The organism is Methanomethylovorans sp., from assembly GCF_041447285.1.
Classification (GTDB): domain Archaea; phylum Halobacteriota; class Methanosarcinia; order Methanosarcinales; family Methanosarcinaceae; genus Methanomethylovorans.
Genome location: NZ_JBGMEB010000017.1, coordinates 76012 through 100768 on the forward strand (window position 1 = coordinate 76012; position 24757 = coordinate 100768).

22 protein-coding genes are annotated in these 24757 nt (G+C 42.5%); 5 read left to right on the forward strand and 17 right to left on the reverse strand.

The features are described from left to right. Positions 1-5: 5 nt before the first annotated feature. The 9 genes from ACC612_RS10690 to ACC612_RS10730 all read right to left on the reverse strand — a co-directional run bounded on the left by ACC612_RS10690 (position 6) and on the right by ACC612_RS10730 (position 8974). Positions 6-1040, reverse strand: a complete 1035-nt coding sequence (locus tag ACC612_RS10690; RefSeq protein WP_371854520.1) for an EF-Tu/IF-2/RF-3 family GTPase — start codon at positions 1038-1040, stop codon at positions 6-8. Positions 1041-1095: 55 nt separating this feature from the next. After that, the gene (locus ACC612_RS10695) at positions 1096-2268 is read right to left on the reverse strand and encodes an RNA ligase (RefSeq protein ID WP_371854521.1); all 1173 of its coding nucleotides are present in this window, start codon (positions 2266-2268) and stop codon (positions 1096-1098) included. Then, complete coding sequence (locus tag ACC612_RS10700) at positions 2265-3041, reverse strand: CBS domain-containing protein (RefSeq protein WP_371854522.1); 777 nt, start codon at positions 3039-3041, stop codon at positions 2265-2267. The genes ACC612_RS10695 and ACC612_RS10700 overlap by 4 nt, the downstream gene beginning before the upstream one ends. Positions 3042-3077: 36 nt before the next feature. Continuing rightward, positions 3078-3926, reverse strand: coding sequence for a CBS domain-containing protein (locus tag ACC612_RS10705; RefSeq protein ID WP_371854523.1), 849 nt, complete (start codon positions 3924-3926; stop codon positions 3078-3080). Between the two features lie 166 nt (positions 3927-4092). Continuing rightward, positions 4093-5103 carry a CBS domain-containing protein gene (locus tag ACC612_RS10710; RefSeq protein ID WP_371854524.1) on the reverse strand — a complete coding sequence of 337 codons (1011 nt, stop codon included), beginning with the start codon at positions 5101-5103 and terminating at the stop codon, positions 4093-4095. Positions 5104-5190: 87 nt separating this feature from the next. Then, positions 5191-5979 carry an HPP family protein gene (locus tag ACC612_RS10715; protein ID WP_371854525.1) on the reverse strand — a complete coding sequence of 263 codons (789 nt, stop codon included), beginning with the start codon at positions 5977-5979 and terminating at the stop codon, positions 5191-5193. Between the two features lie 40 nt (positions 5980-6019). Next, complete coding sequence (locus ACC612_RS10720) at positions 6020-6628, reverse strand: cyclic nucleotide-binding/CBS domain-containing protein (protein ID WP_371854526.1); 609 nt, start codon at positions 6626-6628, stop codon at positions 6020-6022. A gap of 194 nt (positions 6629-6822) precedes the next feature. Further along, the gene (locus ACC612_RS10725; RefSeq protein WP_371854527.1) at positions 6823-7716 is read right to left on the reverse strand and encodes a VOC family protein; all 894 of its coding nucleotides are present in this window, start codon (positions 7714-7716) and stop codon (positions 6823-6825) included. 130 nt (positions 7717-7846) lie between these two features. After that, a complete protein-coding gene (locus ACC612_RS10730; protein ID WP_371854528.1) occupies positions 7847-8974 on the reverse strand; it encodes an OB-fold nucleic acid binding domain-containing protein in 1128 nt (375 codons plus the stop codon). Positions 8975-9144: 170 nt separating this feature from the next. On the opposite strand from ACC612_RS10730, the gene ACC612_RS10735 reads away from it, so the two are divergent. Next, positions 9145-9774: an RNA 2'-phosphotransferase gene (locus ACC612_RS10735; protein ID WP_371854529.1), complete on the forward strand. Its 630-nt coding sequence runs from the start codon at positions 9145-9147 to the stop codon at positions 9772-9774. A gap of 18 nt (positions 9775-9792) precedes the next feature. Here ACC612_RS10735 and rtcA read toward each other — a convergent pair whose 3' ends face one another. After that, positions 9793-10788, reverse strand: a complete 996-nt coding sequence (rtcA, locus tag ACC612_RS10740; RefSeq protein WP_371854530.1) for an RNA 3'-terminal phosphate cyclase — start codon at positions 10786-10788, stop codon at positions 9793-9795. Continuing rightward, positions 10785-12161 carry an NAD(P)/FAD-dependent oxidoreductase gene (locus ACC612_RS10745; RefSeq protein ID WP_371854531.1) on the reverse strand — a complete coding sequence of 459 codons (1377 nt, stop codon included), beginning with the start codon at positions 12159-12161 and terminating at the stop codon, positions 10785-10787. Before ACC612_RS10745 ends, rtcA begins: the two co-directional genes overlap by 4 nt. Positions 12162-12774: 613 nt before the next feature. On the opposite strand from ACC612_RS10745, the gene dnaG reads away from it, so the two are divergent. Continuing rightward, on the forward strand, positions 12775-14100 hold the full coding sequence (dnaG, locus tag ACC612_RS10750; protein WP_371854532.1) for a DNA primase DnaG: 1326 nt from the start codon (positions 12775-12777) through the stop codon (positions 14098-14100). A 223-nt stretch (positions 14101-14323) separates the two neighbouring features. Next, complete coding sequence (locus tag ACC612_RS10755) at positions 14324-14611, forward strand: UPF0058 family protein (RefSeq protein ID WP_371854541.1); 288 nt, start codon at positions 14324-14326, stop codon at positions 14609-14611. Between the two features lie 21 nt (positions 14612-14632). Here ACC612_RS10755 and rimI read toward each other — a convergent pair whose 3' ends face one another. Both rimI and arcS read right to left on the reverse strand, forming a co-directional pair. Next, the gene (rimI, locus tag ACC612_RS10760; protein WP_371854533.1) at positions 14633-15160 is read right to left on the reverse strand and encodes a ribosomal protein S18-alanine N-acetyltransferase; all 528 of its coding nucleotides are present in this window, start codon (positions 15158-15160) and stop codon (positions 14633-14635) included. Positions 15161-15175: 15 nt separating this feature from the next. Further along, positions 15176-17005, reverse strand: a complete 1830-nt coding sequence (gene arcS / locus ACC612_RS10765; protein WP_371854534.1) for an archaeosine synthase subunit alpha — start codon at positions 17003-17005, stop codon at positions 15176-15178. A 99-nt stretch (positions 17006-17104) separates the two neighbouring features. Here arcS and ACC612_RS10770 point away from each other — a divergent pair, with 99 nt between their 5' ends. Further along, positions 17105-18487, forward strand: coding sequence for an FAD-binding oxidoreductase (locus tag ACC612_RS10770; protein WP_371854535.1), 1383 nt, complete (start codon positions 17105-17107; stop codon positions 18485-18487). Position 18488: 1 nt separating this feature from the next. Beyond that, complete coding sequence (locus ACC612_RS10775) at positions 18489-19547, forward strand: (Fe-S)-binding protein (protein ID WP_371854536.1); 1059 nt, start codon at positions 18489-18491, stop codon at positions 19545-19547. Between the two features lie 3 nt (positions 19548-19550). Here ACC612_RS10775 and ACC612_RS10780 read toward each other — a convergent pair whose 3' ends face one another. The 4 genes from ACC612_RS10780 to ACC612_RS10795 form a co-directional block, all read right to left on the reverse strand. After that, positions 19551-21353 (reverse strand): YgiQ family radical SAM protein, encoded by a 1803-nt coding sequence (locus tag ACC612_RS10780; protein ID WP_371854542.1) that lies wholly within the window; start codon positions 21351-21353, stop codon positions 19551-19553. Between the two features lie 53 nt (positions 21354-21406). Further along, positions 21407-22051 (reverse strand): MBL fold metallo-hydrolase, encoded by a 645-nt coding sequence (locus tag ACC612_RS10785; protein ID WP_371854537.1) that lies wholly within the window; start codon positions 22049-22051, stop codon positions 21407-21409. A 33-nt stretch (positions 22052-22084) separates the two neighbouring features. Next, positions 22085-22843, reverse strand: coding sequence for a TatD family hydrolase (locus ACC612_RS10790; RefSeq protein ID WP_371854538.1), 759 nt, complete (start codon positions 22841-22843; stop codon positions 22085-22087). 127 nt (positions 22844-22970) lie between these two features. Continuing rightward, positions 22971-24482 (reverse strand): 2-isopropylmalate synthase, encoded by a 1512-nt coding sequence (locus tag ACC612_RS10795; RefSeq protein WP_371854539.1) that lies wholly within the window; start codon positions 24480-24482, stop codon positions 22971-22973. Positions 24483-24757 lie beyond the last annotated feature (275 nt).

The window sequence follows — 24757 nt, forward strand, 5'->3', positions numbered from 1 at the left end:
TTTGATCAAAGGAGCCCATGCCCTACGAACCTTTGCTTTTCATCAAGATCTGTGAGTATAAACCTGTCCTGTTGTGAATAGGATATTTCTTTTGTACCGGTTAACTCAAGAATACATTCGTCTCCAGCAGAGGCTTTCTCTATCACTTTTCCTTGTTTTTCTATGCTAGTTATGCGCATAGGAGAGGATTGCAGTCCCACGAAGACATGCAGCACGCCTCCAGTATTGAAGCCTTTTGAAAAAGGTGAAAGTTTACATTTGATCTTCAGATTCTCACTGACCGTTTCTTCAACAGAAATAACATGCCCTCTGTCTATGTCCTTTGACTGTATTCCCTTAAGGGCAAGGCCTACTCTTGCTCCCATGGGTGCAGTCTTCACATCTACATCATGCATCTGTATAGACCTGATCTCCAGAGGTTTCTTGGTAGGATAAGCTGTCATTTTGTCTTTTGCGTTAATGGTACCTTGCATCACAACACCAAGTACAACGCACCCGATTCCAGTGACATTGAAGGATTGATCTACTATAACCCTTGTTGGCAGAGTAGCTTTTTCCCTATTTTCCTCATCTATCTTTTCTCCCATGCTGAAGATCTTTTCTTTAAGCTCCTCCATGCCTTCAAAAGTTTTGGTGGAGGCATTCATATACTCCCAATGCTCAAGCACTGTACCTTTTGTGATCTTTTGCAACTTTGCCTTCAATTCATCCGTTGCCTGGGGGTAAGTAGTATCAGATTTTGTGAGCAGGATGAGGCCATGTTTGTAGCCCATGGACTCCAGGCAGACAATGCATTCCCCGGCATAAGCATCCAGACCAGTGGGGGGTACACACAGAATAGCAATGTCGGAAAGGGTAAGGGAGGCAATCAATGGTTTAACAGAATCAGGATATCCAGTGGGGTCAATGATAGTCATTATTTTATCCCCCTTGGCAAAATCATACATTGTAAAGTCTGAGACATTCCCTTTCTTTCCCAGTTTCGCGGTGAGTGTTGTTTTTCCGCTTTGCTGGCTTCCAATAATAGTGATCTTTGTCATGTTTGCACCTGGTCTTTATGAGGTTACGAATGCTATCATACAAATATATCTTTTTTCATGACCACAATTGACCTTCCCACATAGCCAGTGTCTTATCACTGGTGCTCTTATTAACTTTTGTGATATGCACAAGGTATTCATTACCCACGATTTTAGGTTCACTGAATATTATGTCCATTCCAAGCCTTCTCATGTACTCTTCGAACCTTGATATCGTTGCTTTCTCTTTCACTCTTATGGTGAACTCTTCTGCAACCCTTTCTCCATCCCTTACTTTTATGATGGATTCTTTCATAGGCTTCAGGATACTTTCCCCCAATTGCATGCAACGTTTTTTGAACTCTTCCTCACTTTCGTTCCATTCCACCGACTGGAATCCCTCTCTTACTATTCTGGAAAATATGAAATCTCTTCCACTCTCATTATACACTTTCATTGCATGTCGCAGATCGGAGCAATTACTCTGAGAAGCTGTGTATTTTATTGGTTGCAATACCATTTTTGGATCTTTGATCACAACACCTTCATGCCCTATTTTTCCAATTTCCCGGATGATATTTGTAATCATATCAGGAGCTTCCTGCACAGCGAATTCCCCAAAAAACCTCACTTGTCTAAATCCATATTTTTCAGCAAGGCTCCTGCGCTCATGCAATGGCAAAGGTGCACCGGTGTCTTTATGCCTGATATCAAAAACAAAGAACTCCAACGATTCTATCCCGTATATTTCCTTGGGCACGTAAGGATTATCAGGTCCTACCATTTCCCCATAGAGCACAAGTTGAGGGTTCTCCGTGAAGAAACTGTGGTCCAAAAGAGTATTGGCCTTCTCTGAAGAATAAGGACATACGTGGCCGCTGCGTGTAAGAGCAACAAGCTTTCCATCCAGTGAGATCACTCGGACGTTGTAGCCATTCATTTTTTCTTCTACAGCAACCTTAACTATATTCCCGAAGTTGTATTTGATAGCAGGCCCAAGCAACATTGCCCTTTTTATCTTCGGGAATCCAAGAACAAGGCTAAAACTGTCATCCTTTTGCACAAGGACGCTTCCAATGTCAATGTGCAATGCCTTATGATCAAAACGGAATAAGTGCTGGTACTCATTCCAGTTTGGCACCAACACTCTTCTTTCCATAAGCTCTTGCATCCTTTGAGCAGAAATGCCCAGAAAGGATGCTGCATTCTCAATGTTCAGTTTTGTTTGAGGATAGCTCTCCATATTCATTGTGCCATTGCGTGTACTAGGTTCCTTCTGGTGATAAATCCTACAAACTCACCTTCAAGGTTCATAACAGGCAAGCCACCTATGTTGTCAGCAAGCATCATCTTAGCCACATCCGAAAGAGGTGTATTGGTATTAACTGTCTTTACACTTCTCTTCATGATGTCCGCAACGATCAGGTTCTTGATCCTGGCTTCCTGCTGATTTCCTGAAACGATGTCCCTGAAAGCTCTCATGGCCTTGACCACATCTTTTTCGGTGACTATTCCTACAAGCTTTCCATTCTCTATGATGGGAATCCTACCTACGTTATTATCGAGCATCAGGTGTCTGATATGGCTCACACGGTCACCGGGGCTTGCAACTACGGGTTCCTTCTGCATGAACTCTCCTGCAAAGCCATTGAAGTTATTAGTCTTGAGAAGTTCCGCGGGTGTTATCCAGCCCATGATATTTTCATCTTTGCAGACTATGATCACACCTTGGTTCTTGTCAATAAGGGTGACAGCATCCTTTACCTTTACATCAGGGAATACCTTCACAAAGTTGTCAGAGACCGCTGTAGCCACGTGCAGTGAGGATGCGGGCATACTCCCCTTCTTTCTCGTGCCGAGTTCTCTGGTGAGATTTCTCATTGTGAGGACACCAACTACTTTTTCATCATTTTTTACAAGCACACGGCGCATATCCTTCTTTTCCATCATGTCAAGTGCATGGGAAAGTGTATCTGACTTACTGATAGTTGGTGGTTCTGTCATTATGTCCTTAACTTCCATATTTTTCACCTTCAGGTTGTATTAGTTTTTGTTCCTTCATTGTGCAATCCTTATCAAGTCCTTTCTTCTGATAACGCCAACGATCTCGCCATCCTTTTCAACTGGCAGGACTCTTGAGTTATCCTCTACAATAAGTTTTGCTGCTTTGACTGCTGAATCATCCCACTTCACAACAGTGTCGATGCCAGACATGATATCTTCAGCAACAAGAGGCACCTCTTTGATGTACCGGTATGCTTTCTGGCCACCTGGTGTAGGGCGGCGGGTCATCTTGATGTTCTTTGTAGGAAGATTTCCATCTGCTTCTGCCATTATATTAAGAGCAACATTGCTAACAGAGATCAAACCTATCACTTTTTCAGCATCGTCGACTACCAGTATCTCCTCGAGATTATTTTTCTCCATTTCCTCTATTGCATGGTTAATTGTGTGATGCATGTGTATGCGAACCATATCGTCAGATATGACCTCGTGTACTTTTTTTCCAAACTTCTGTTCATCCAGCTTGGAGACATACTTTACTATGTCTGTACCAGTTACTATGCCCACAAGTCCCTTTTTCATCACTGCAAGGTAATTGATGTTGTTTTCCAGCATGAGATTCCCAGCTTGGGATATAGAAGCTTCCGGATAGATGGTTATTGGATCTTCTGTCATCGCCATGCTAACGGGAACCTTGTCTATGGGGCGCCGTCTCCATATAGGCTCTGCCTGAGCGAGTTTTCTGCTTAGATCGGCTTTTGAGACTATCCCCATCATTTTTTCTCCTTCACCTACAACTACAGTACTGATCTTATGTTTAAGCATCAGGTTCCTTGCATGCGATATCGGTTCATCGGGCCCCATCATGAACACCGGAGAACTCATTATGTCTGAAACGTTCATTCAATTCCTCCAATTAAATTACCTTATTAATCGCCAGATACTTTTCGAGTCTGTAGAAACCCTTTCTAAATCAATATCAACTGGACCTAATTTCCATCTTTCATCAATATATCATAATACATGTAAATTAAGTCTAGTCTTTCGAACATTGGTTTGCTTTTATTCATCACCAGTATGTTGAAGATACGGCCCTCAGGAAGTCTCTTTCAGTAATTATCCCGCAGAGCACATCATTATCTATTACCGGCAAAGAACCTACTTCTTTCTCTATCATTAGCCTTGCAGCATCTCCCATATCCATTTCTGGTGAGGCCCATATTACATCTTTAGTTATAAGTGAGGTTATTGGTTCACTGAAAGCCTCATGGAAATTACCTGTCACCATTTTTTCAAAGGCTTTACCACTTCCTAGGAAATTCATAATGTTCGAAGCAGTAACTATGCCTATTAGTATCCCATCCTTTACAATAGGCAATCTCCTGAATCCCTTACTGACCATTATCCTTGCTGCCTCCTCTATGGTAGTATCAAATGGTACGGTTTTTACTTTTGTGCTCATGTAGTCCTTAATGGAATCATAATCAATGGTATCTGCCATCAGATCCAGAAAATCTCTTTCTGTGAATATGGCGCATACTCTGTTATCCTCATCAACTACAGGCAAACCTCCTGTATTTCTCTGGATCATCATTTCCACAGCATCTGCGATACTTGCTTTTGACGTAACAAAAGCTACATCGCGTTGCATTATCTCGCTTACATCTGCATTAATAGCTGCAAGTAGATTTTCTTTATAGTAATTTTCTACAAGCAGGCTCTTTGGCCCCCCTCCTAGGAAATTAACAATATCCATTGAGGTAATTATTCCTTCAAGGCGTTTTGTGCCTGCATCTGCAATTGGTACCCTTCTAAAGCCTTTGCCTGTCATCGTTTTTATGACACCCATAATAGTTGTCGTGGGTGGAAGAGTTATCACATCTTTCTTAGCTACAGCATTTATGTCGTTTTTCCTTTCTGCAGCCCTGGATTTGAACTCAACAGATGATACATCCATAGTACTTGTACTAGCAAACATACCTGGGTCCTTTTTGTGGTTACTCCGATATTGCGTATTGTTCTGAAATTTCGATATTTCTTCTGTGACCACATCAGTTCTTTTCTTTATCAATTCAACCACCGGCACAATAAAACATTCTTGTGTTTAACGGCTTTCCAGGACTATAAAGAAAAAGTCCTCATCTTTGATATTACAGCTTCACCAGTTTCAGAAACCAGTACCTACAAGGCAGGCAGATAACAATGCTGATCTGCTTACGATGCCCAATAGTTTCTTATTGCTGGCTACAGCTATCCTGCCAATGTCATACTGCAGGATCTTATCAATGGCTTCTTTTAATGAGGCCTCTGGGGGTAAAGTGTACAGAGGAGTAGACATGACCTTTTCAACCTTCGGTGAGTCTCCGGATTTTGCCCCATGCCCCTCAACTTCCCCTATTCTTGCATAACCTGCTTTAATGATATCTCTTCTGGTCACCATCCCAACAGTTTCATTGCTGTGTGACAATACTGGTATTCCAGTGTAATCATGTTCAAGCATCTGATGCCATGCCATGGTTACACTGTCATCCGGATAGCAAGTTATCACATTTGTCATCATGATCTCCTCAATGTACAAAGGAGATTTTTTTGTTGGTTTGATGGCTGCCAGTATATCTACGTCGCTTAGGATACCTACTAACTGCTTATCAAAGCCTGACACAACAGGAACTCTATGCTGAGATGCATCAAGCATTAAGCGAGCAGCCTTCAATATTTCCATTTCAGGTGTGACCATTGGGACCTCCTGAGCATACCCTTCCACTGTCACATTGGACTTTGTGGATTTCATTTTAAGCATATCCCTATCTGTAAGTATTCCACTCACTTTTAGGGAATCGTTCACTACAGGTACTCCTCTCAAAAAATGGTCACGCATTATTTGACGCGCATGGGTCATGAGGTCGGTCTCTTTAACATACAAGGGATTCTTTGACATTATCCTCTCTACTGTCATAGATATCCTCCATTTAGAATGGAATGTAATGATATGCGGCTTAATCGTAGTAGCCTTCTTCCTCTTTGCAATCTTCGCAGAGCATAAGTCCGTTCAGGAGGGTGAGGTCTGTGTATGCACCACATCTTTGGCATATCCCTCTTTCTATTCCTGTTTCTTCTTCGAAATTGCTCTCGTCCCGATGCAGTTCTATCAGACTTTCCAGAATGGTGTTCAAGCCAGGTGATATTGCAAGAAGGTCCCGGTCTGTGATTATCCCTACCATTTTGTCACCATCCATCACTGCAAGCCTGCGGATGTTGCATCTGGTCATTTGTTCTGCAGCTTCTATGACGTTTGTTGATGGTTTTGTTGCTATGATGGGAGAAGACATAATCATGCCCGCCGCAACTGTATTTGGGATCATGTTATTGATCACCACCTTGCTGATGATATCCGTCTCTGTGATTATCCCTACCGGATCATCATCCTCAGTGATTATTACACTGTCTACGTTCTGGCGGATCATCTCCTGGGCAATTTCAAGAACACTAGAATTAATGTTTGCAACCACCACATTGGTGGTCATGACTTCACGAACTGACATTTCCTTACGGATTTCCCTTACGGATGTATCAGTTTCAAGGTCCCATTGTGCACCCAAAACCATTGCATAACACACTCCTGTTTCGTTTAAGGAAAGTGATTGCCCACAAAGAAGTGTTATTATTAATTGTATATATAGATGTTCGTAGATTATATACAATAAATAAAAAGCAGTCTCTTGAAGGTTTGTCTATGATACCAAACCCTAGACAACACAAAATGATAAAGGAATGTAAAATTCATTCCTTAAATAAGTTGCTAAAAATTGTTAAGTCCTTCATATGCCTTTTTTAATTCGGCAATATTAAACTTCTTCATTTTCAGAAATGCTTCAGTTACCCTTGCCAGTTTCTCTGCATCTTTTTCCTGCATCATTTCTTTCATAACAGTAGGCACAATCTGCCATGAGACCCCAAACTTGTCTTTGAGCCAGCCGCACTGCTCAGCCTCAGGAACAGCTGATAGTTTCTCCCAGTAGTAATCGATTTCTTCTTGAGTATCGCAGTACACTATGAATGAAATGGCTTCGTTAAAAGTAAAATTATGCTCATAGGCACTGTCCATTGCTGCAAATTCCTGACCTCCAAGTATGAAAGCAGCGTGCTGTATTGTTCCTTCTTTATCAGGTCCCTCGCCTGCTACATAACGGAGAATATCACCGACTTTTGCATTGCTGAAAACTAATGCGTAAGTATTGATTGCCTCTTCTGCTTTCCCACACACATCACCGGTGAACATAAGAGTCGGGGTGAATTTCTGCGTAATCTTTCTGTCACCCATGTGCATTATCTGCCATGAAAGACCGTATCTATCCTCCACCCATGCGTATCTCTCACTAAAAGGATATGCATCCAAAGGCATAAGCTCAGTACCATCTTTGGATAACTGCTCCCACAACGTATCCACCTCTTGTGTAGTGCTACAGGCGATAAGGAATGATATAGCTGGAGTAAATGTGAAAAATGGTCCAGCTGATATCAGCATGAACTCTTGGCCTGATAACTTAATGGTGACCATCTCCGCTGTTCCCGAAGGAGTACCATGAATCTGTGTGGTACCAATGATTTTAGAATTATTGAAAAGAGACGTATAAAACTTCGCAGCCTCAGAAGCCTCTTTGTCAAACCACAAATGTGGAACAATCTTTTGCATATTAACCCCCATTATGATACATTAGAGTCTGTAATAGGTCTATAAAGATTTACCTTAAAAAAGAATTATTTGAGTCGTTTTTGTGTGGTATTTCCTTCAATCTCTCCACACATCACCTATGACTCATTTATTACGGGTTGATAATTATTCGTGTCCTGTTTCCTGCACTGAGTTCCACATCTTCATTGAAACCTGATTTTGCATAAGCATCTATGATCTGTATAGGTGTATCAATATCTAGTTCATCCACCAGCAATGCATGGTCTGCCCATAGGGCTACTCTAATCCTTCCCGTATCATCGGAAACATATATATTTGAGACCATGTTCACAGTGCCATCATCCCTGTTGAATTCCCTTATTTCCCCTAATCCGGATACAGAGCCCTGTATAGAGTAGGATTCTCCAGGTACGATATCTGCTATGGCAGTAAAGTTTTCCTGATATTTCACAGAAGTTTCGGTTTTCTTTAGCAGGCTGTGGTTTCCGATCTGTATTTCTACCTGCTGATTGAAGTTGTTTTCCCGTGCATAACCATTTATTACCTCTACAGCATCTCCCAGCCGAAGCTCTGCTATCTTATCGGTCTTATCGTCCCACAGTGTTATCCTGATCTTACCTGTATCATCGCCGATGGTTATATTTCCCACACGGCCCTTAGAGCCGTCTTTCTTGTTAAAAGTGCGGATGTCTGAAATATCAAGCAACCTTCCTATGACATTAATGCTACCCGTACCGCTTTTGATATCTGAGATCTTCATAGAAGCATTTTTTACACTAACTTCTTCATCGGTCTGTGAAAGCACACCGTTACCACCAATATTTACTTCCACTCCTGAATATCCTTCTTTTACATAACCTCCTAATTGCAGGTTATGACCAATTTCGATAAACCCTTGGTTGATCAGGTCTGCTTTATCATCCCATAGAGTTATCCTTATACTTCCAGTTTCATCAGCAACCAGAAGATTTCCAACTCTTCCCACAGTACCATCGCTACGTGTGAATTCTCTTATTGGGAAAACAGATACTACCTTTGCAATGAAATTAACATTTCCACTGTCACTTTTTATATCTGCTACCTTTTGTGAAGATTTTCCAGTTTCGTTCAGCCCCAGGTCATGTGCCACAAGCATAGCTGCTGTCTTTTCATCACAAAGGCCGCCCATTTGTTCCACTTTCTCATTTACCTTTTCAGTAAATTCTTCCTTGGTTATGGATTTGCTAAGTTTAGAGTAGATCTCGTCTATCCCGGTCATGATAATTCCCTAGACATGTATTATTTGGAGCACTTTCATTAAGTTTAATCGCTCGGATTTGTGTAACTGATAGCATGAGAGTGTATTAAATCTGACGAAACTATAGTCATAGATTCCTTCTTCTCGATAACATATATTAACAATTAATTACATCTCAGGATCGATACATCATGATCCGTAAGTGCAATGAGCATGGATATTTCAGAGGTGAGACATGCCCGGCATGCGGTGTGGAAGGCCGGTACGTCCTTGATGATGACCGCGAGGAACGTTTAGGAAAGTTTGTTTCTGGGGCACTAAGGCATTTCCCTGCAGAAGTCGGTCTAAAAATGGACCATCATGGCTGGGTTAGTCTGGGACATCTTCTGGATGTTCTAAGTGAAAGATATAGATGGGGTACTAAAGAAAGGCTCATTGCTCTTGTTAAGTCTGACAGGAAACACCGGTATGAGATAGATGGCAAACACATAAGGGCAAAGTACGGTCATTCTGTAGACGTAGAACTGGAATCCGATTACCCTGAAAATGAGCTTCCATCACTATATTATGGTGTCAGCCAGGAAGAAGTCGATATGCTGCTTGAGAGTGGTATTATGCCTATCCGGCAAACATACGTACATCTTAGCACATCTTATGAACGAGCTGTAGAAGCTGCGCTTGTGCATACTGATAACCCTGTGATACTTCAGATTGATGCTGATTCTGCACAAACAGATGGGATAATACTCATAACAGCCAACGAAGATATTGCTCTGGCAAGATCTATCCCGGCTGAGTATCTAAGCATAGTTGAGAATTAAGCTGATTTTCTCACTTTTTCACTTCACCGATATCTCGGTGAGTTTTTCCTTTTCCTTTATCTCGAACTCTACGCCTAAAAGTAACTCTGTTATATAGATATTTGTCAGTGTATGTTTTGAGAGTTCGTACGTTGTGAAAGTCCCACCCCTGGCAAGGCCCATATAGGTTACAAGCTGGTCTGCCAGATAAGGATCCACTGAAGCACCGGAGCTGATGTTCTTTATCATGCGTTCTGCAGCCATTTCCCCCACTTTTTCTGCAGGAAGCCCCCTCTTTCCAAGATGGCTGGCACCATTATAATTACTCCATAATGTTATGCCACTTCCAGTTGAAATCTCATCTTTACTGCATACTGCTATCTCGCATTCAATTCCCTTGCTTTCCAGCAGTTTTTTAGCTGCCTGGGATTGGCGCTGTGCTACATGTTCAGGCAGATTCGAAACATGAGATATTCCTTTAATATTCGGTTCCGATCTTTCAAACTCAAATCCATGTAACTTCGAAGGTTCAAAAGCTGCACGTACTTTTCCACCTCCTTCAGGGTAGTATCCTCTTTTTAGAGTTTCTATGTTACAGCGGTATCCCATTTGTTCAAGTGCTTTACAGGTCACGTTATTAAGATAGTCCATTGTCGGAGACCATGCCACATCAGTTCCACCGGTAACCTCAAGTGTGATCTCTCCTCTGGAAAAGGCTGTCATAGGCATGATGCATTGAAGCAGCAGGGATATGCTTCCTGCAGTACCTATATCTACAGTATATGTTGCCCCCTTTATTTCCACTGGAGAGAAGATGATTTCCTGGGAACCAATATGCAGTCCTTTAACTTCTGCACCAGTGAGTTTTGAAGCAGTTTCTATAGCTTTCATATGCTGGGCCTTAACCCCGGGCTGTGATCTATTGGATCTTATATTAAAGATCCTTACATCCGTTGATGTAATACTTGCCAAAGCAACGGCAGTTCTCAAGATCTGCCCACCGCCCTCACCGTAAGAGCCGTCGATTTCTATCATCGTGCATCCTTTCTTGGCATTTTCTTATGTGCACCTTTCACAGCGAAAAGCAGGGGGTCCTGTAATGTAGATACAACTGGAGAGTAACACGTTTCCATTTCAAGAAGTTCGTCTATGGTCTGTTTTCTTTTTATTGCCAGTGAAAGCCCGTCAATGCGTTCTTTAGTACCAGTTGTTGAAACTATTTGAGCACCGACAAGGCATCTGTTGTGGAACAGAACCTTTATGAATATTTTTCCTGCTCCCGGGAAATAATCGGCATGTGTTGATCCTGTAGATATACCGCTTATCACTCGGATTCCCTGTTTTTCTACTTCTTTGGTAGTAACACCCACAGATCCGATTTGCAGATCTCCAACCACTGCAACCCAGGGATTGACCACAGGATTGAATTTTATGTCTTTATCAGCCAAGTTGTCAATTATTGCGCCTGCCATCCTGCGTGCTGTACTTGCCAGCTGACTGAGCATAGGTTTACCGGTAACAAAATTATTTATCTGTGTGCATTCTCCTCCGGCAAACACATTCTCAATAACATTCCCATCTGCTAAGACTTGGAGTTTATCGTTTGTGAGTATTCCTCCTACAGTTCCTATATCTATTCCGGTTTCTGCTGCAAGGGATGTATTAGGTGTCACACCAACTGAGATCAATACTACATCTGCAGGTATCTCTCTTCCATTGGCTGTAACTGAAGTAATCTTTTCCTCGCCATTAAGCGATTCAGGAGTATGTTCTGTTAGCACCTCTACACCTTCTCTCTCCAGGTATGATATTACTGTCTCTGCCATATCTGAGTCAAGGCTGGATGAAAGGATAGTATTGCTACGGCTCAATAATGAGGTTCTTATTCCTCGGCGTGCAGTAGCTATGGCAACCTCACAACCTATAGAACCTGCGCCTATTATAACGACATTTTTTGCATCTTTCAGAGCTTCAGCAATATGCATGCCGTCAGATAGTGTACGAAGAGTAAATACATTCTTTAACAATGTTCCTGTTTCTATATTTCTTGGGATAGAGGCTTTGCTTCCGGTAGCGATCACGAGCTTGTCAAAAGCAAGCTTCTCATCGCCAATTCTTATTGTATTGCTAGTAAGATCTATAGAATCTACCTGTGTTCCCAGTCTCAGTTTTATCCCCATTTCTTGGAAGAACTCAAGGTCTCTTACTATTAATTGTTCAAAATTAGGTATTTCACCTGAAAATACGTAAGGTATACCACATTGACTATATGAGGCATGTTTATCGCTGGATATCACTGTTACTTCATAATTTCCATGCCTTGTGGCTCCTGTAGAGACTGCCATGCCAACTGCACCACCTCCAATGATCAAGAGCTTTTTACCTTGTCTTTTTTCTCTTTTTGCCATATCACAAAACTCGGAACTCTCTGTATTTAGTTCATTCGTTTGTCTGATTTCTTCTTTCAATGGATGCTGAGTGTCTTTGAAAATCCACAAGTTTATTATACTTCATACGGATATTACCTATTGTAATCATTACTTATATGGCTACATTAACTTGAAATTGATCATTGAGGATACTCATGGGACATGAGTATTCTAATCACGCAAAAATAGTTATTCATCATCTAATTTACAATAATCGGGACATTAATCGGAATTCACGTTTGATTATTAGCATCAAACATCCCATTTGATAAAATGCCAAAGGGAATGGCGATAAGGGTATGTAATGTACTTGTGATATTGGGTTTACCAATTGAACGTTAGTTACCCTCGTAGTGCTGTGGACGTGTGTTCAATCTATAATAGGCATATGTAATGCTGGATTACATGTGACACGTCGGAAAAAACGAATCTATTTGAGATAAGGTTCAGCAGAATGCTACTGTTGGAATGACCTAAAAACGGTATCAGGTCCCTTGCACCTGAGCGTTGTAAGTTACTTGTTAGGCTGTTTTTGCAAGAATATCAAGCTGTGTGGCATAGCTAACAGTAAAAATAATTCGGAGACTTATATATGCAAAATGCAGATACTACTAAATATATCATTCATTCAAAGATCAGCGCAGATGGTATTATCGAACGCCCGGATATCGTGGGTGCGATCTTCGGGCAGACTGAAGGTCTGCTTGGATCAGATCTGGACCTGCGAGACCTGCAAAAGACTGGAAGGATCGGAAGGATCGAGGTTCTTGTCAGTGCAAAGGGTGGTAAATCAAAGGGTACTATTCTTGTGCCTTCCAGTCTCGACAAGGTGGAAACATCTATCCTTGCTGCATCCCTGGAGACAATTGACAGGGTAGGACCATGCAGTGCAAAGATCGAAATAACTAACATTGAAGATGTAAGGGCCACCAAGAGGAAGCAGATCATAGAACGTGCGAAGTTCATCCTTACTGGCATGTTCGATACCAATGTACCGGAGTCTCAGGAAATAGCTGATGAGGTCCGACAGTCTGTACGCGTGGAGGAAATGCAGTATTTTGGAAAGAATAAGATTCCATGCGGTCCAGCTGTATTTGATTCAGATGCAATTGTTGTAGTTGAAGGCCGTGCTGATGTGTTAAACCTTCTCAGGTATGGTATCAAGAATACTATTTGCGTAGGTGGTACCAATGTGCCTCCTGAAGTTGCAGAACTAACAAAGAAAAAGGAAACTGTAACTGCATTTACTGATGGTGATCGTGGAGGAGAACTAATTATCAAGGAACTTCTCCAGGTAGCTAACATTGATTACATTGCCCGCGCTCCGGATGGTAAGAGCGTTGAGGATCTTGTGCAGAAAGAAATAGTGAGGGCTCTAAGGCAGAAGATACCAGTAGAACAGGTAATGGACAAGTATTCTTTAAAGGATTCGGATTCTATGAAGGCTCCAGCTGTCCAGAGACTGCCAAAGCAGAAAGAAAGAAGAACTGTTGAGATCCCAAGGGTTGCCGCTCCGACCAAGTTGAAGAAGCGCCCAATTAAGCAGCGTGAGTTCCCCCAGGAAGCTGTGGCGGCTCAGGCACTTCCAGAGGAAGAACAAGAAGTAGTGGAAGTTGTAAAACTCTCTCCAGCTGCTAAGAAGTTCAAATCCCATGCTGATGAACTCATGGGGACTTTTGGTGCACGCTTCCTGGATGCAGGTAACAATGTGATAGGTGAGACTGCTGTGAGAGACCTCGTCAATAACCTGAAGAACTATAACGGTGACATCAAAAGCGTTATCTTTGACGGTGTCATCACTCAAAGAATACTTGACATTGCGGAGAACAAGGGTATTGAAAACCTTGTTGGTGCTAAGATCGGAAGCATCACTAAGAGGCCCTCTTCAGTGAAAATACTGACCGTTAGAGATCTTTAATTCTCGAGGGTCATCCCTTAATTTTTAGATCTTTTTCTTTTTTATTTCTTTTTTCGCTCAAATTAACTAAGTTACAGTATCAGGTATCTTTATATATATCGTAAAAGGAAATATATTTCCGACAATAGCCTTTTATTGAAATCAATTGATTTACGCTTGTACATTAATTTCATCTGTGCACAGTAGCACAATGTACAAACAAAAAAAGGATATGTTGGTTGGTATGCACAAAGACGAATTGATTCAGTTGCACACATTGATGGCACAAATGAAAAGTCGCTTGGAAGAAAAGGGTTTTACACGTGAATTCTCAGAATATGATTCCTTGGCTATAAGTCCAATACATGTTCATAGGAGCAAAGCTGAGCACAAGCTCGCTATCTTTGTACTGGGCAATAGTCTTGCGGTAGCCATGTCTAAAGATGAGTTCTCAGGTTTTGGCAGGACTTCCGAAAGGATGAAAGAGCTTGCTACTCGTATGCAGCATAGCATCATGCAGGACAATTTCTGAGATTTAATTCATTTGCAACGTTCAATCATATTCATTAAAACTCTCAGTATCCCTTATGGATATACTTTCTATTTTTTTTGCAAATAGGTCAAGATTCTGAAATTTATACGAGGATAGTTTCATCTTCATAATTATTCCATCTTCCCCGTCTGAATAGTACTCTTTTTCTATCCAGCAAGGAATGAACCCCATCTTGTGATAAAGGCTCTTGGCCTTGATGTTGCTTGTCCTCACTTCTAAAGTCGCATATTTAAGAAGATTCGAATAGAATACTTTGAACAATGCATCTAGAAGCATACTGCCTATGCCTCTCCCTTGGAACTCTTCGCTCACAGCCAGAGAAAAAACTCTCCCCTCACTCTCGTTTAGCCTGTATCCTACTATGAAACCAACTACGAAGTCCAGGTATTCAGCTACCAGGAACATATCCCCATGCATCTCATAGAAGTGCATGTAAGCAAAGGGGTTATGTTCTGCAAAAGACTCCGATTCTATGCAGAGCACATCTTCAAAGTCGTCAGTTTTGAAGTTTCTGATTCTTATATTCATAATACCAATATTGTTTTATTTAGGTTTCACATGGCGCAGATCCATTGCCTGGCCTCTTGTGGACACTCTCATTTCCCTACCGTTCATGCGTGCCCTACCTACTCCTATTGCCTTTTCACCTACCACAAATACCTCGTCTCCTTCACGAATAGCAGGATCTGCATCTATTATTCCTGGAGCCAATATAGAACCTCTTGGTATGAAGTCATCTATCTGTACTATGTAGGAATTGCGTGGTATCATCATTTCCGCACCAGCAATAGTGACTGCCAATGTACCATATTGGGGTATGAGGGTTGCAAGTTGAGTTTTCTCATAAAATGATTGGTATCTGGGGAAAGGTCCTCTTATTTCCGAATTATCCGGGACTAATATCTCTCCGGCTCCCTTTCCAAACTGGTAGTCAGCGATAGCCTTCAGCATTGCTGCTTTCCTTTTTGTTTCGCTTATTTTCCTGCCTGTACACAGTCCCTCCATAGTCTTGCTAAGATTTCGGAGAGATTCATGAGAAGTGACACTGCCGGTGTTTGTGAAGTGTATTTCCAGTCCAAGCCTGTTGGCTACCATCTCACAGATCTGTCTGTAAGCTCCGTCTACATGTGCAACTATTGCAGTGTATTTGTGTTTTGATAGGTAATCTTCAAGGCATCTCGAAACCCACTTCATCTCTTCTGCATCCCAATGTCCTGTTACAGCAACGTCATAATGGGCTGCAGGATAGGTCAGCTCCAATTCTCTGGGAACTATTCCAAGGGGTGAGGTAATTATCACTTCATGCACGAATTTGCGGTACTTTCCCAGAGCAATACCGAACTTCTGATGAGATTGTGAAATAGAATAGGGTTTCTTTGCAGAACATGGTAAAAGCAAAAGTACGTTCAATTCAGGAGGAGTATATCTTTCTTGTATCCTGCGTGCAAACCTCACAACTTCCGGTCTTGTGAGGGAATCTCCCGAATTCGCAAGCATTTCCACATTGCGGGTGATAGGAGTACCTCTTTCTATATGTTCATATTCTTTATCAAGCAGCCTCAGCAATGCAGTGAGCCAGGGTCTGGTACGGCATTGTCCGTCCACATATTCCCGCAGATTACCAGCAGATATTTTTTCCCTTACCAGCGCAAGTTCAGCTTCCATTGCATTGATATTATGTTGTTCCAGCAGTTGTGCCCTGGAAATTTTATCCATCTTTTTAAGTTCCAATGCGGTGGTAGATGCACAGGCAGAACATCTGCATGGTAGCTCAGAAAGTGATTTAAGGTGGAAACTTCCTGCATGAGTGAGATAAATATCCTTATATGCTGCAACTGTGGCTTTAGTGGTATCCAGCACGTCAGCACCCATGTAAATAAGCATTGCAAGGTTTTCGGGAAGACAGATGTTAGGGAGGTATACTGCTGTATCATCTGGTATATTATGTTTCAGGTCCAGAACTCTTTCAAGCAGGGCTCTTGCATTGTTTTCAAATACTCCTGACCCTTCCAATACATATAGATCAGCAGCTTTAAGCTCTCTGTCTTTACGATATATGCTTCCAATGGCACCAGTTGTTGTGATAGTTTCCATTTCCTTAATCGTGGAATCAGGAGCATCAGGTGCAAGACACATATGGGGTAATATGATAAGTCTATTGTCTCCAATTTCGCTTCGAAGTTGATGTAATTTCTGTTTGGCTTTCTCCACATTGCCCTTTTCCCACAAGGAACCGGCATTCACTATAGGCCCTGTGTTATCATTTATCTTTTCAGTTTTGAGGATGCAGGGAGTCTCAATGATTTCGGCAAGTAGTAACCGTCCTTTTCTTGCCGCACCATCTCTCTGGTATACTTCGAAGTATTGTGTCATTATTTGTAGGATACTGCATAGTTGAATGTAAATGTTTGGTACAAATTTTCTCTCTAACCGCTATCTTTAAATTCTGACCACATCTCTAAACTCAAAGCTATGCTTAATGTTGACCTAATTGAAAAAATGAGGGCTATAGTGGGTAAGGAAAACCTATCTATTAGTTCCTGTGAACTATACTGTTATTCATCTGATGCTTCCCAGATCCGGGGCACGCCGGAGGTTGTCATAAAACCACTAAGCACTGAGCAAGTTTCGGATATCATCAAGATAGCTTATGCTCATAATATCCCGATAACTGCCAGAGGTGCAGGTACTGGTCTTTCTGGTGGCTGTGTTCCTTTAGAGGGCGGTATTGTTCTTGATATGTCTGCCATGAACAGGATAATCGAGATGGATTTTGACAACCTTCAGGTAGTAGTAGAACCGGGAATTGTTCAGGAAAAGCTGAATAAAGCCCTGGAACCATACGGTTTCTTTTTCCCTCCTGATCCCGGAAGTTCTGCAATGTGCACTCTGGGAGGTCTAATAGCCAACAACGGTAGTGGTATGCGGTCCGTGAAGTACGGTACCACTCGTAGTTATGTGCTTGGACTTGAGGTAGTGATGGCAGATGGCAAGATCATAAGGACTGGTTCCAAAACCATGAAATCCGTTGCCGGTTACTCTCTTACTGATCTTATGGTCGGCTCGGAGGGAACTCTTGGCATCATCACTCAGGCAATAATCAAGGTGAGGGCCATTCCAAAAGAACGTTCTGTCATATTTGCTTCATTCGATGGTCCTGAACTTGCAGGCAAGGCTGTGGTTAAGGTTCTTGCGTCTGGCATAGTTCCTTCTGCATGTGAGATATTAGATTCTAACATAATCCGGGCTATCAATACCTATGATCCAAAAATTGGTCTTCCGCTGGCTGGTGCTATACTGCTATTTGAAGTAGATGGCAGTGAAGCTGAAGTGAAAGAAGGTGTTAAACTTATAGCAAAAACATGTGAAGGGTTAGCATCTGGTATCAGAACCGCTTCAGATAAAAAAGAAAGGGACGAGATATGGGCTGCCCGCAGGCTGGCAGGTGCAGCTATTTCGCGCCTGGATCCTATGCGTACCAGGGTGTATGTTGGCGAAGATGTTGGAGTTCCCATAAAAGAAATCCCTAAAATGTTGCGCAAGGTCGATGAAATATCCAAGGAGTTTAATCTACCAATCATGACCTATGGTCATATCGGAGATGGAAACTTACACACTGGTATGTGTATCGACATGCTCAGCGATGATGATTGGACGAAGCTGAATGCTGCTGCTGATAGGATCCACCGTACAGCTATTGAAATGGGAGGAACTACCACCGCAGAACATGGTGTAGGCAGTGCCCGGTCTGAATACATGCGCCTGGAATTGGGTAACGCGTTGGATATCATGATAGCTATCAAAAAAGCTCTTGATCCCAAAGGAATCCTAAACCCCGGGAAAATGGGGGTGTAATATGTCCAATCTTGATCTGAGATCAATTCTTAAATGTGTACGTTGTGGCACATGCAGGTCTGTCTGTCCTGTTTTTGAACAGACAGGTTGGGAATCCTCAAGTTCCAGAGGTCGTATGCTTGTTGTTCATGGTGTTTACCATGGTTTAGAAGCAGACCAGGATGTACTAAACAGTCTAAATACATGTACTACATGTGGCTTGTGTGAGCAGATGTGCCCTTCTGGTGCTTCCCCTACGCAAATAGTGGAGGATACTCGCCATCAGCTTGTTCTTAAGGGTAAAATGACAGATACTCAAGCCGCATTACGACACGAGGCAATATCAAAAGGTAACCCTCTTGGAGAAACAAAGTATCGTCACTCATGGCTGCAAGATACCTCCGACATCAAAGAGCATGCTCCGTACGTTTTTTTCGTGGGCTGCCTGGGCTCTTACAGGTATCCTGAACTTACTCGCAGGACCTTTGATCTGCTTAAGAAGTTTGATGTCACACTTATTCCTGAGGAGGTTTGCTGTGGCTCACCTCTGCTGCGTACAGGTTCAGATCCGGATGCTCTGGTTTCTAAAAATCTGGAGCAGATTAAAAAGATAGGTGCACATACCATCATCACAGGCTGTGCGGGCTGTTACACCACTCTTAAGAACGATTATCCTGGTGATCTAAAAGTAATACATGTTTCAGAGTTTCTTGCAGAACACCTCTCAGAAATGGATCTGAAACATCTGGATCTCAAGGTGACCTACCATGATCCCTGCCATCTGGGAAGATGCAATGGTGTTTTCGATGCACCCCGAAAGATAATCACATCTATCTGCGAACTTAAGGAAATGAAATCTCATCACGAGCAATCCCGTTGCTGTGGTGCAGGTGGTGGAGTGATGAAAGGTTATCCTGACCTGTCTTTGGCTCTTTCAAAGAAGCGTCTGGAAGAGATCCCCGAAGGGATGGACTATCTTGTCACATCCTGTCCCCTGTGCAGAACAAATCTCCAGCGCGGAGGGCCAAAAGTAGAAGTTATTGATATTCTGGATCTAATGGAAATGGCAATGAATAAATAATTCTCATTGCCTTTCTTTTCCTCTTGGCGGCCTTCTGATAAGGCAGTTCCAGCTATTGCCCACAAGGTCCAATCTGTTAGCCCGTTTGAGCCCTTCGTATACAAGCATCTGATTCTGTGGGTCCTTATAGCGTAAAAAGGCTCTTTGTATCATTTTATCTTTCCTGGAAGTTGCAACATAAATGTTCTTGCCTGTGAAAGGATCAATTCCAGTGTGGAACATGCATGTGGCAGCAGTCATGGGTGTAGGAGTGAAATCCTGCACTTGTTCGGTGTATCTCCCAGTGTCCCTTATGTACTCTGCAGTTTCGATCATGTTGTTAAGGGTGCATCCTGGATGGCCAGACATCAAAAATGCTACAAGGTACTGGTCTTTGCCCACTTTCCTGTTGATCTCCTTGTATTTCTGTTCGAATTTTTCGAATACTTCCCTGCGGGGTTTTTTCATAGCATCAGTGACTGCGTTGCAGTAATGCTCGGGTGCCACCTTAAGCTGTCCACTTACGTGATGGGCACATAGTTCTTCCATGTACTTTTCATCAAGTAGAGCCAGATCATAACGTACGCCATATCCGACGAAAACTTTCGAGATTCCTGGTATTTGCCGCAGCCGTTGCATCAGTTCTATCAGTTTCTTATGGCTTGTGTTAAGTGAAGGGCAAGCCTGTGGATAAATACATAATTTGTCTGCACATGTTCCCTTCTTTTCCCACTTCCCGCATTCCATCCCATACATGTTAGCAGAAGGACCGCCAAGTCCGTTGATGATACCTTTGAAGCCTTTGATTTTCTTCAGCCCTTCGGCCTCCCTAAGTATTGATTCAATGCTACGGCTGGAGATCATTCTTCCTTGGTGCAGGACTATGGCGCAGAAAGAGCATGAACCAAAACATCCCCTGTGAGTGGTGATGGAGAACCTGGCCATGTCAAGGGCAGGTATGGGTTCTTTGTATGATGGATGTGCGCTCCTTGTATAAGGCAGCTCATACACATGGTCCAACTCTTTTTCATTAAGAAGCCGCATGGGCCTGTTCTGTATGATTACTGTTTTCGGATGGACCTGTATTATCCCTCTTCCTCGTACTGGGTCCTGTTCATCAAATGTAAGCTTGAAAGCTTTGGAGTACAGCACTTTATCCTTTGAAACTTCTGTGTAGGAAGGTATCTCAATATTGTTCTTGAGCAATTCCTGTCTTTTTTCCTTCCATGTTTTAACTTCCATTTTCCAGACAGTGCCTTCAATGTCAGTTATGTCTTTTACAGGTATGCCTTTATCCAGCTTTTCTGCAATCTGAAGTATTTGCAGTTCGCCCATGCCATAGATCAGCAGGTCCGCAGGTGTGTCTGCCAGAATTGACTGACGGACCTTATCGGACCAATAATCGTATTGGGCAAAACGGCGCAAAGAGGCTTCTATGCCTCCAATGACCATTGGCACATCAGGGTATGCTTCACGTAACCTGTTAGAATAAACAATAGTTGCCCTGTTTGGTCTCATCCCGGGTTTATTGCCAGGAGAATATGCATCTTCATGGCGCAATCTCTGGGAAGGTGTATAGTTGCTCACCATTGAGTCCGTATTTCCACCACTGACAGCGAAGAATAGGCGTGGCTTACCTAATTTCTTAAAATCATCAACACTATCCCATTTAGGCTGTGCAATAATGCCTACTCTATATCCAGCATCTTCAAGAACCCTACCTATAATAGCCGTTCCAAATCCGGGATGATCCACGTAGGCATCGCCGGTCACAATGATCACATCAAGCTCTTCCCAACCTCTTCTTTTTGCTTCTTTGAGGTCCATTGGGAGAAATTGTGAGGCAAATGAAGCTTTTTCTTTATTTTTTCCAGTCATGATTAAATGATCTTAAATATGCTTTTAGCCATGCGGTATGATAGTTCTATCTGACGTTTGACGTTTTCAGAAGTAGGTTCTCCGTGTCCCGGATACATTGTTCTTACATCCAGTTTTGTGAGTTTTTGAATGGATTCACTTATCTTTGTGGAGTTACCACCTATAAAATCTGTACGCCCGATACTGCCCTGTGGAAATACAGTATCTCCTGAGAACAATGACTTTGATACTGGTTCGTAAAGGCATATACAACCAGGTGTATGTCCAGGTGTGTGTATTATTTCCAGATGCTCTTCGTCTCCGAGGGGTATGTTTTCTCCCTCCTCAAGCAGCATGTCTGGCTCAAAGGAAGGTGCTCTGCTGTCAAAGGCTTCAGCAGCACTGGCTTCGTTGTGATGTAATCCTTCCACATCGTTTTTGTGGATAGCTATTTTTGCACCACTTTTTTTGGCAATGGCTTCTGCAGCTGCAGTGTGGTCGTAGTGGCAATGAGTAAGAATAATGAGTTCAAGATCGTGGATATCGATGTTTTTTTCGATTTCTGCTATCAAAGCATCCGTGTTAATACCTGTGTCTATGAGCACTTTACCATTTACAAGATAAGAATTTGCATCATAGTAACCAGTATGGAATTTCTTTACATTCATGTTCCTTATTCCCTTGTTCCCTATATATTGTCTTTAGAGGCCAAATACCCTTATAGTATTTTTCCTGGTGATATCTGCTATTTCTTTTTCTTCTATTCCTTTTAATTTTGCAATCCATGGAATCGAATCCAGAACGAATGCAGGTTCATTCCTGCCTTTGCGGGGTGAAAGATATGGGCTGTCCGTCTCCAGAAGCATGTGCTCTAATGGTACTTCTCTCGCGATTTCCCGGTGGTGTTCCGAAAAACAGACCAAAGTAGGAACTGAGATGAAATGTCCGGCATCTACTACATTGCTCATGGTTTCAAGATTCCCTCCATAGCAGTGAAATACTACTTTTTCAAGGTGCCCTGACAATCCCAGTGCAACATTTTCTGCCTCTCTGCCGTGTATCACAAGAGGTTTATTGTATTTGTCTGCAAGCTCTATGACTTGCTTAAACACTTCTATCTGCCTGTCTCTTTCAGTATTTGATGTGAAGTAATGGTAGTCAAGACCGGCTTCTCCGATTCCGACTATTTCATTGACGTGATCTTCTATAAAATTCAACATGCTGTTTACTTGTTCATCAGTGGCTTCTGGTGAAAGGTGGGGGCTGAATCCCAGAGTTGCGTGTATGTAGTCATATTTCTGTGCAAGCTCAAGAGTTGAGATATTGGTCTTTGGATCAACCCCTGAATTGATCATCTGGTCTACGCCAGCATCAAAAGCGCGTTGTATAGCTGTTTCTCTATCCTTATTGAATTTTGGAAAATCAAGATGGCAGTGTGAATCTATAACTTGGAAGTCCATGATTGCTTCTTATTGGCTGCTGGAGTCATAAAGGGAACGATTCAGGAGATCTATATACTACAGTTGATCACAGGTTTAAATAAGAAAAGATATTCCAGGCATTGATGCCTGGTGATAAAAATTGCAGTTACTGCATATTCCACAATTTTTTCTTGTCAAGCAGGATGTTTATAGCTGTTACAAGTGCATCAACTGATGCTGTCACAATATCAGTGCTTGCAGCATGGGCTGTAACCATACGTCCATCTTCATCCTCTACTCCAATCGTGACCTCAGCAAGAGCATCGGCTCCTCCGGTAATGGCCTCAATACGGAAGTCTCGTATCTTGACCTTTGTGTATCCAGCTATCATTTGCTGTACTGCTTTAACAGCTGCATCAACTGGTCCAGTACCAATGTTAGAGGCTACTGCTTCATCGTTGCCAATAATAGCCCTGACGACTGCAGTGGGCGTTGTGAGGTTGCTTGTCATCACTGAGAGTTCCTTGAGTTTTATAGTCTCGCTGCCAAGGTTCCTTCCCAGTACGTCTGATGCAACAGCATGCAGATCGGCATCACAGATACGCTTTCCTTTGTCAGCTATGGCTTTTATCCTCTTGACTATCTCATCAAGTTGTTCTTCGGTGGTCTGGATACCAGCATCTTCCAGAGATTTCTGAACAGCGTGCTTACCCGCGTGCTTACCAAGTACTATACGCCTTTTATGTCCTACCATCTCAGGCGTCATGATACCAGGTTCGAATGTGTCGGCCTTGGTGAGTACTCCATGTGTATGGATGCCTGACTCGTGGGCAAAGGCATTCTCGCCAACGATAGGTGTGTTTGGAGGCATGTGTACGCCTGTATAATTTTCCACCATTTTAGATGTCTCGAGCAGGTATTCCGTCTTGATGTTGGTTTTTGCGCCATAAATTGATTCCAGGCACATAACTACCTCTGCAAGATTCGCGTTTCCAGCTCTTTCTCCTATTCCATTTACAGTCACTTGGATCTGGCTTGCTCCGGCTTCTGCTGCCATAAGGCTGTTAGCCACAGCTATGCCGAAATCATTGTGACAATGAACATCTATGGGGATTTTTACTTCCTTATGAATCGCATCTACCAACTGGTACATGCGGGAAGGGGACATTATTCCTACAGTATCAGGTACATTGATAATGTCACAACCTGCTCCCTGTACTGCTTTGTATACCTGTGTAAGGTACTCAAGATCAGTGCGGGTAGCATCCATGGCTGAGAACATACACTTTATTCCATGGTCCTTGATATACTGTACTGCATCCACAGCCATTGTGAGCACTTCTTCTTTGCTCTTCTTTATGGTGTGGATCCTCTGGATATCAGATGTGGATACAAATGTGTGTATCATGTCCACGTCAGTGTCCAGGCATGCATCCAGATCCTTAGTCAGCACTCTTGCAAGACCACACACATCCAGCTTGAGACCTTCGTTGGCGATAGCTTTTACAGACAGTTTATCTCCTTCAGAGGAAATAGGAAACCCGGCTTCAAGAACATCTACTCCAAGTTTGTCCAGTTGCCTTGCAATTTTGAGCTTCTGGTCATTAGTCAGAGAGACTCCAGGGGTCTGTTCACCATCGCGCAGTGTGGTATCGAAAATAGTGATTTTTTTGTTCAACAGCGGTTCAGTGTTATAAAAAACGATCCCTCAGTTGCATTTCTGCGCTCATAGTAATCATGAAGTTGTGTTAAGCTATCATATATATACCTTTCTATTCTCTTCTCGCAATTCGTGCAAAGTTGGTTATGAGTTCTACTCCACACGACAGGTATTTATAGTAGTGTGTACTTCTAGGGGTGCTCGCAAGGGGCTTTGCGGCGCGGAAACGCAATGCAGCTCGCTTGAGAGATCTAAAGTTAAGCAATCATCGATAAATGTTCGTTTTTGCATGT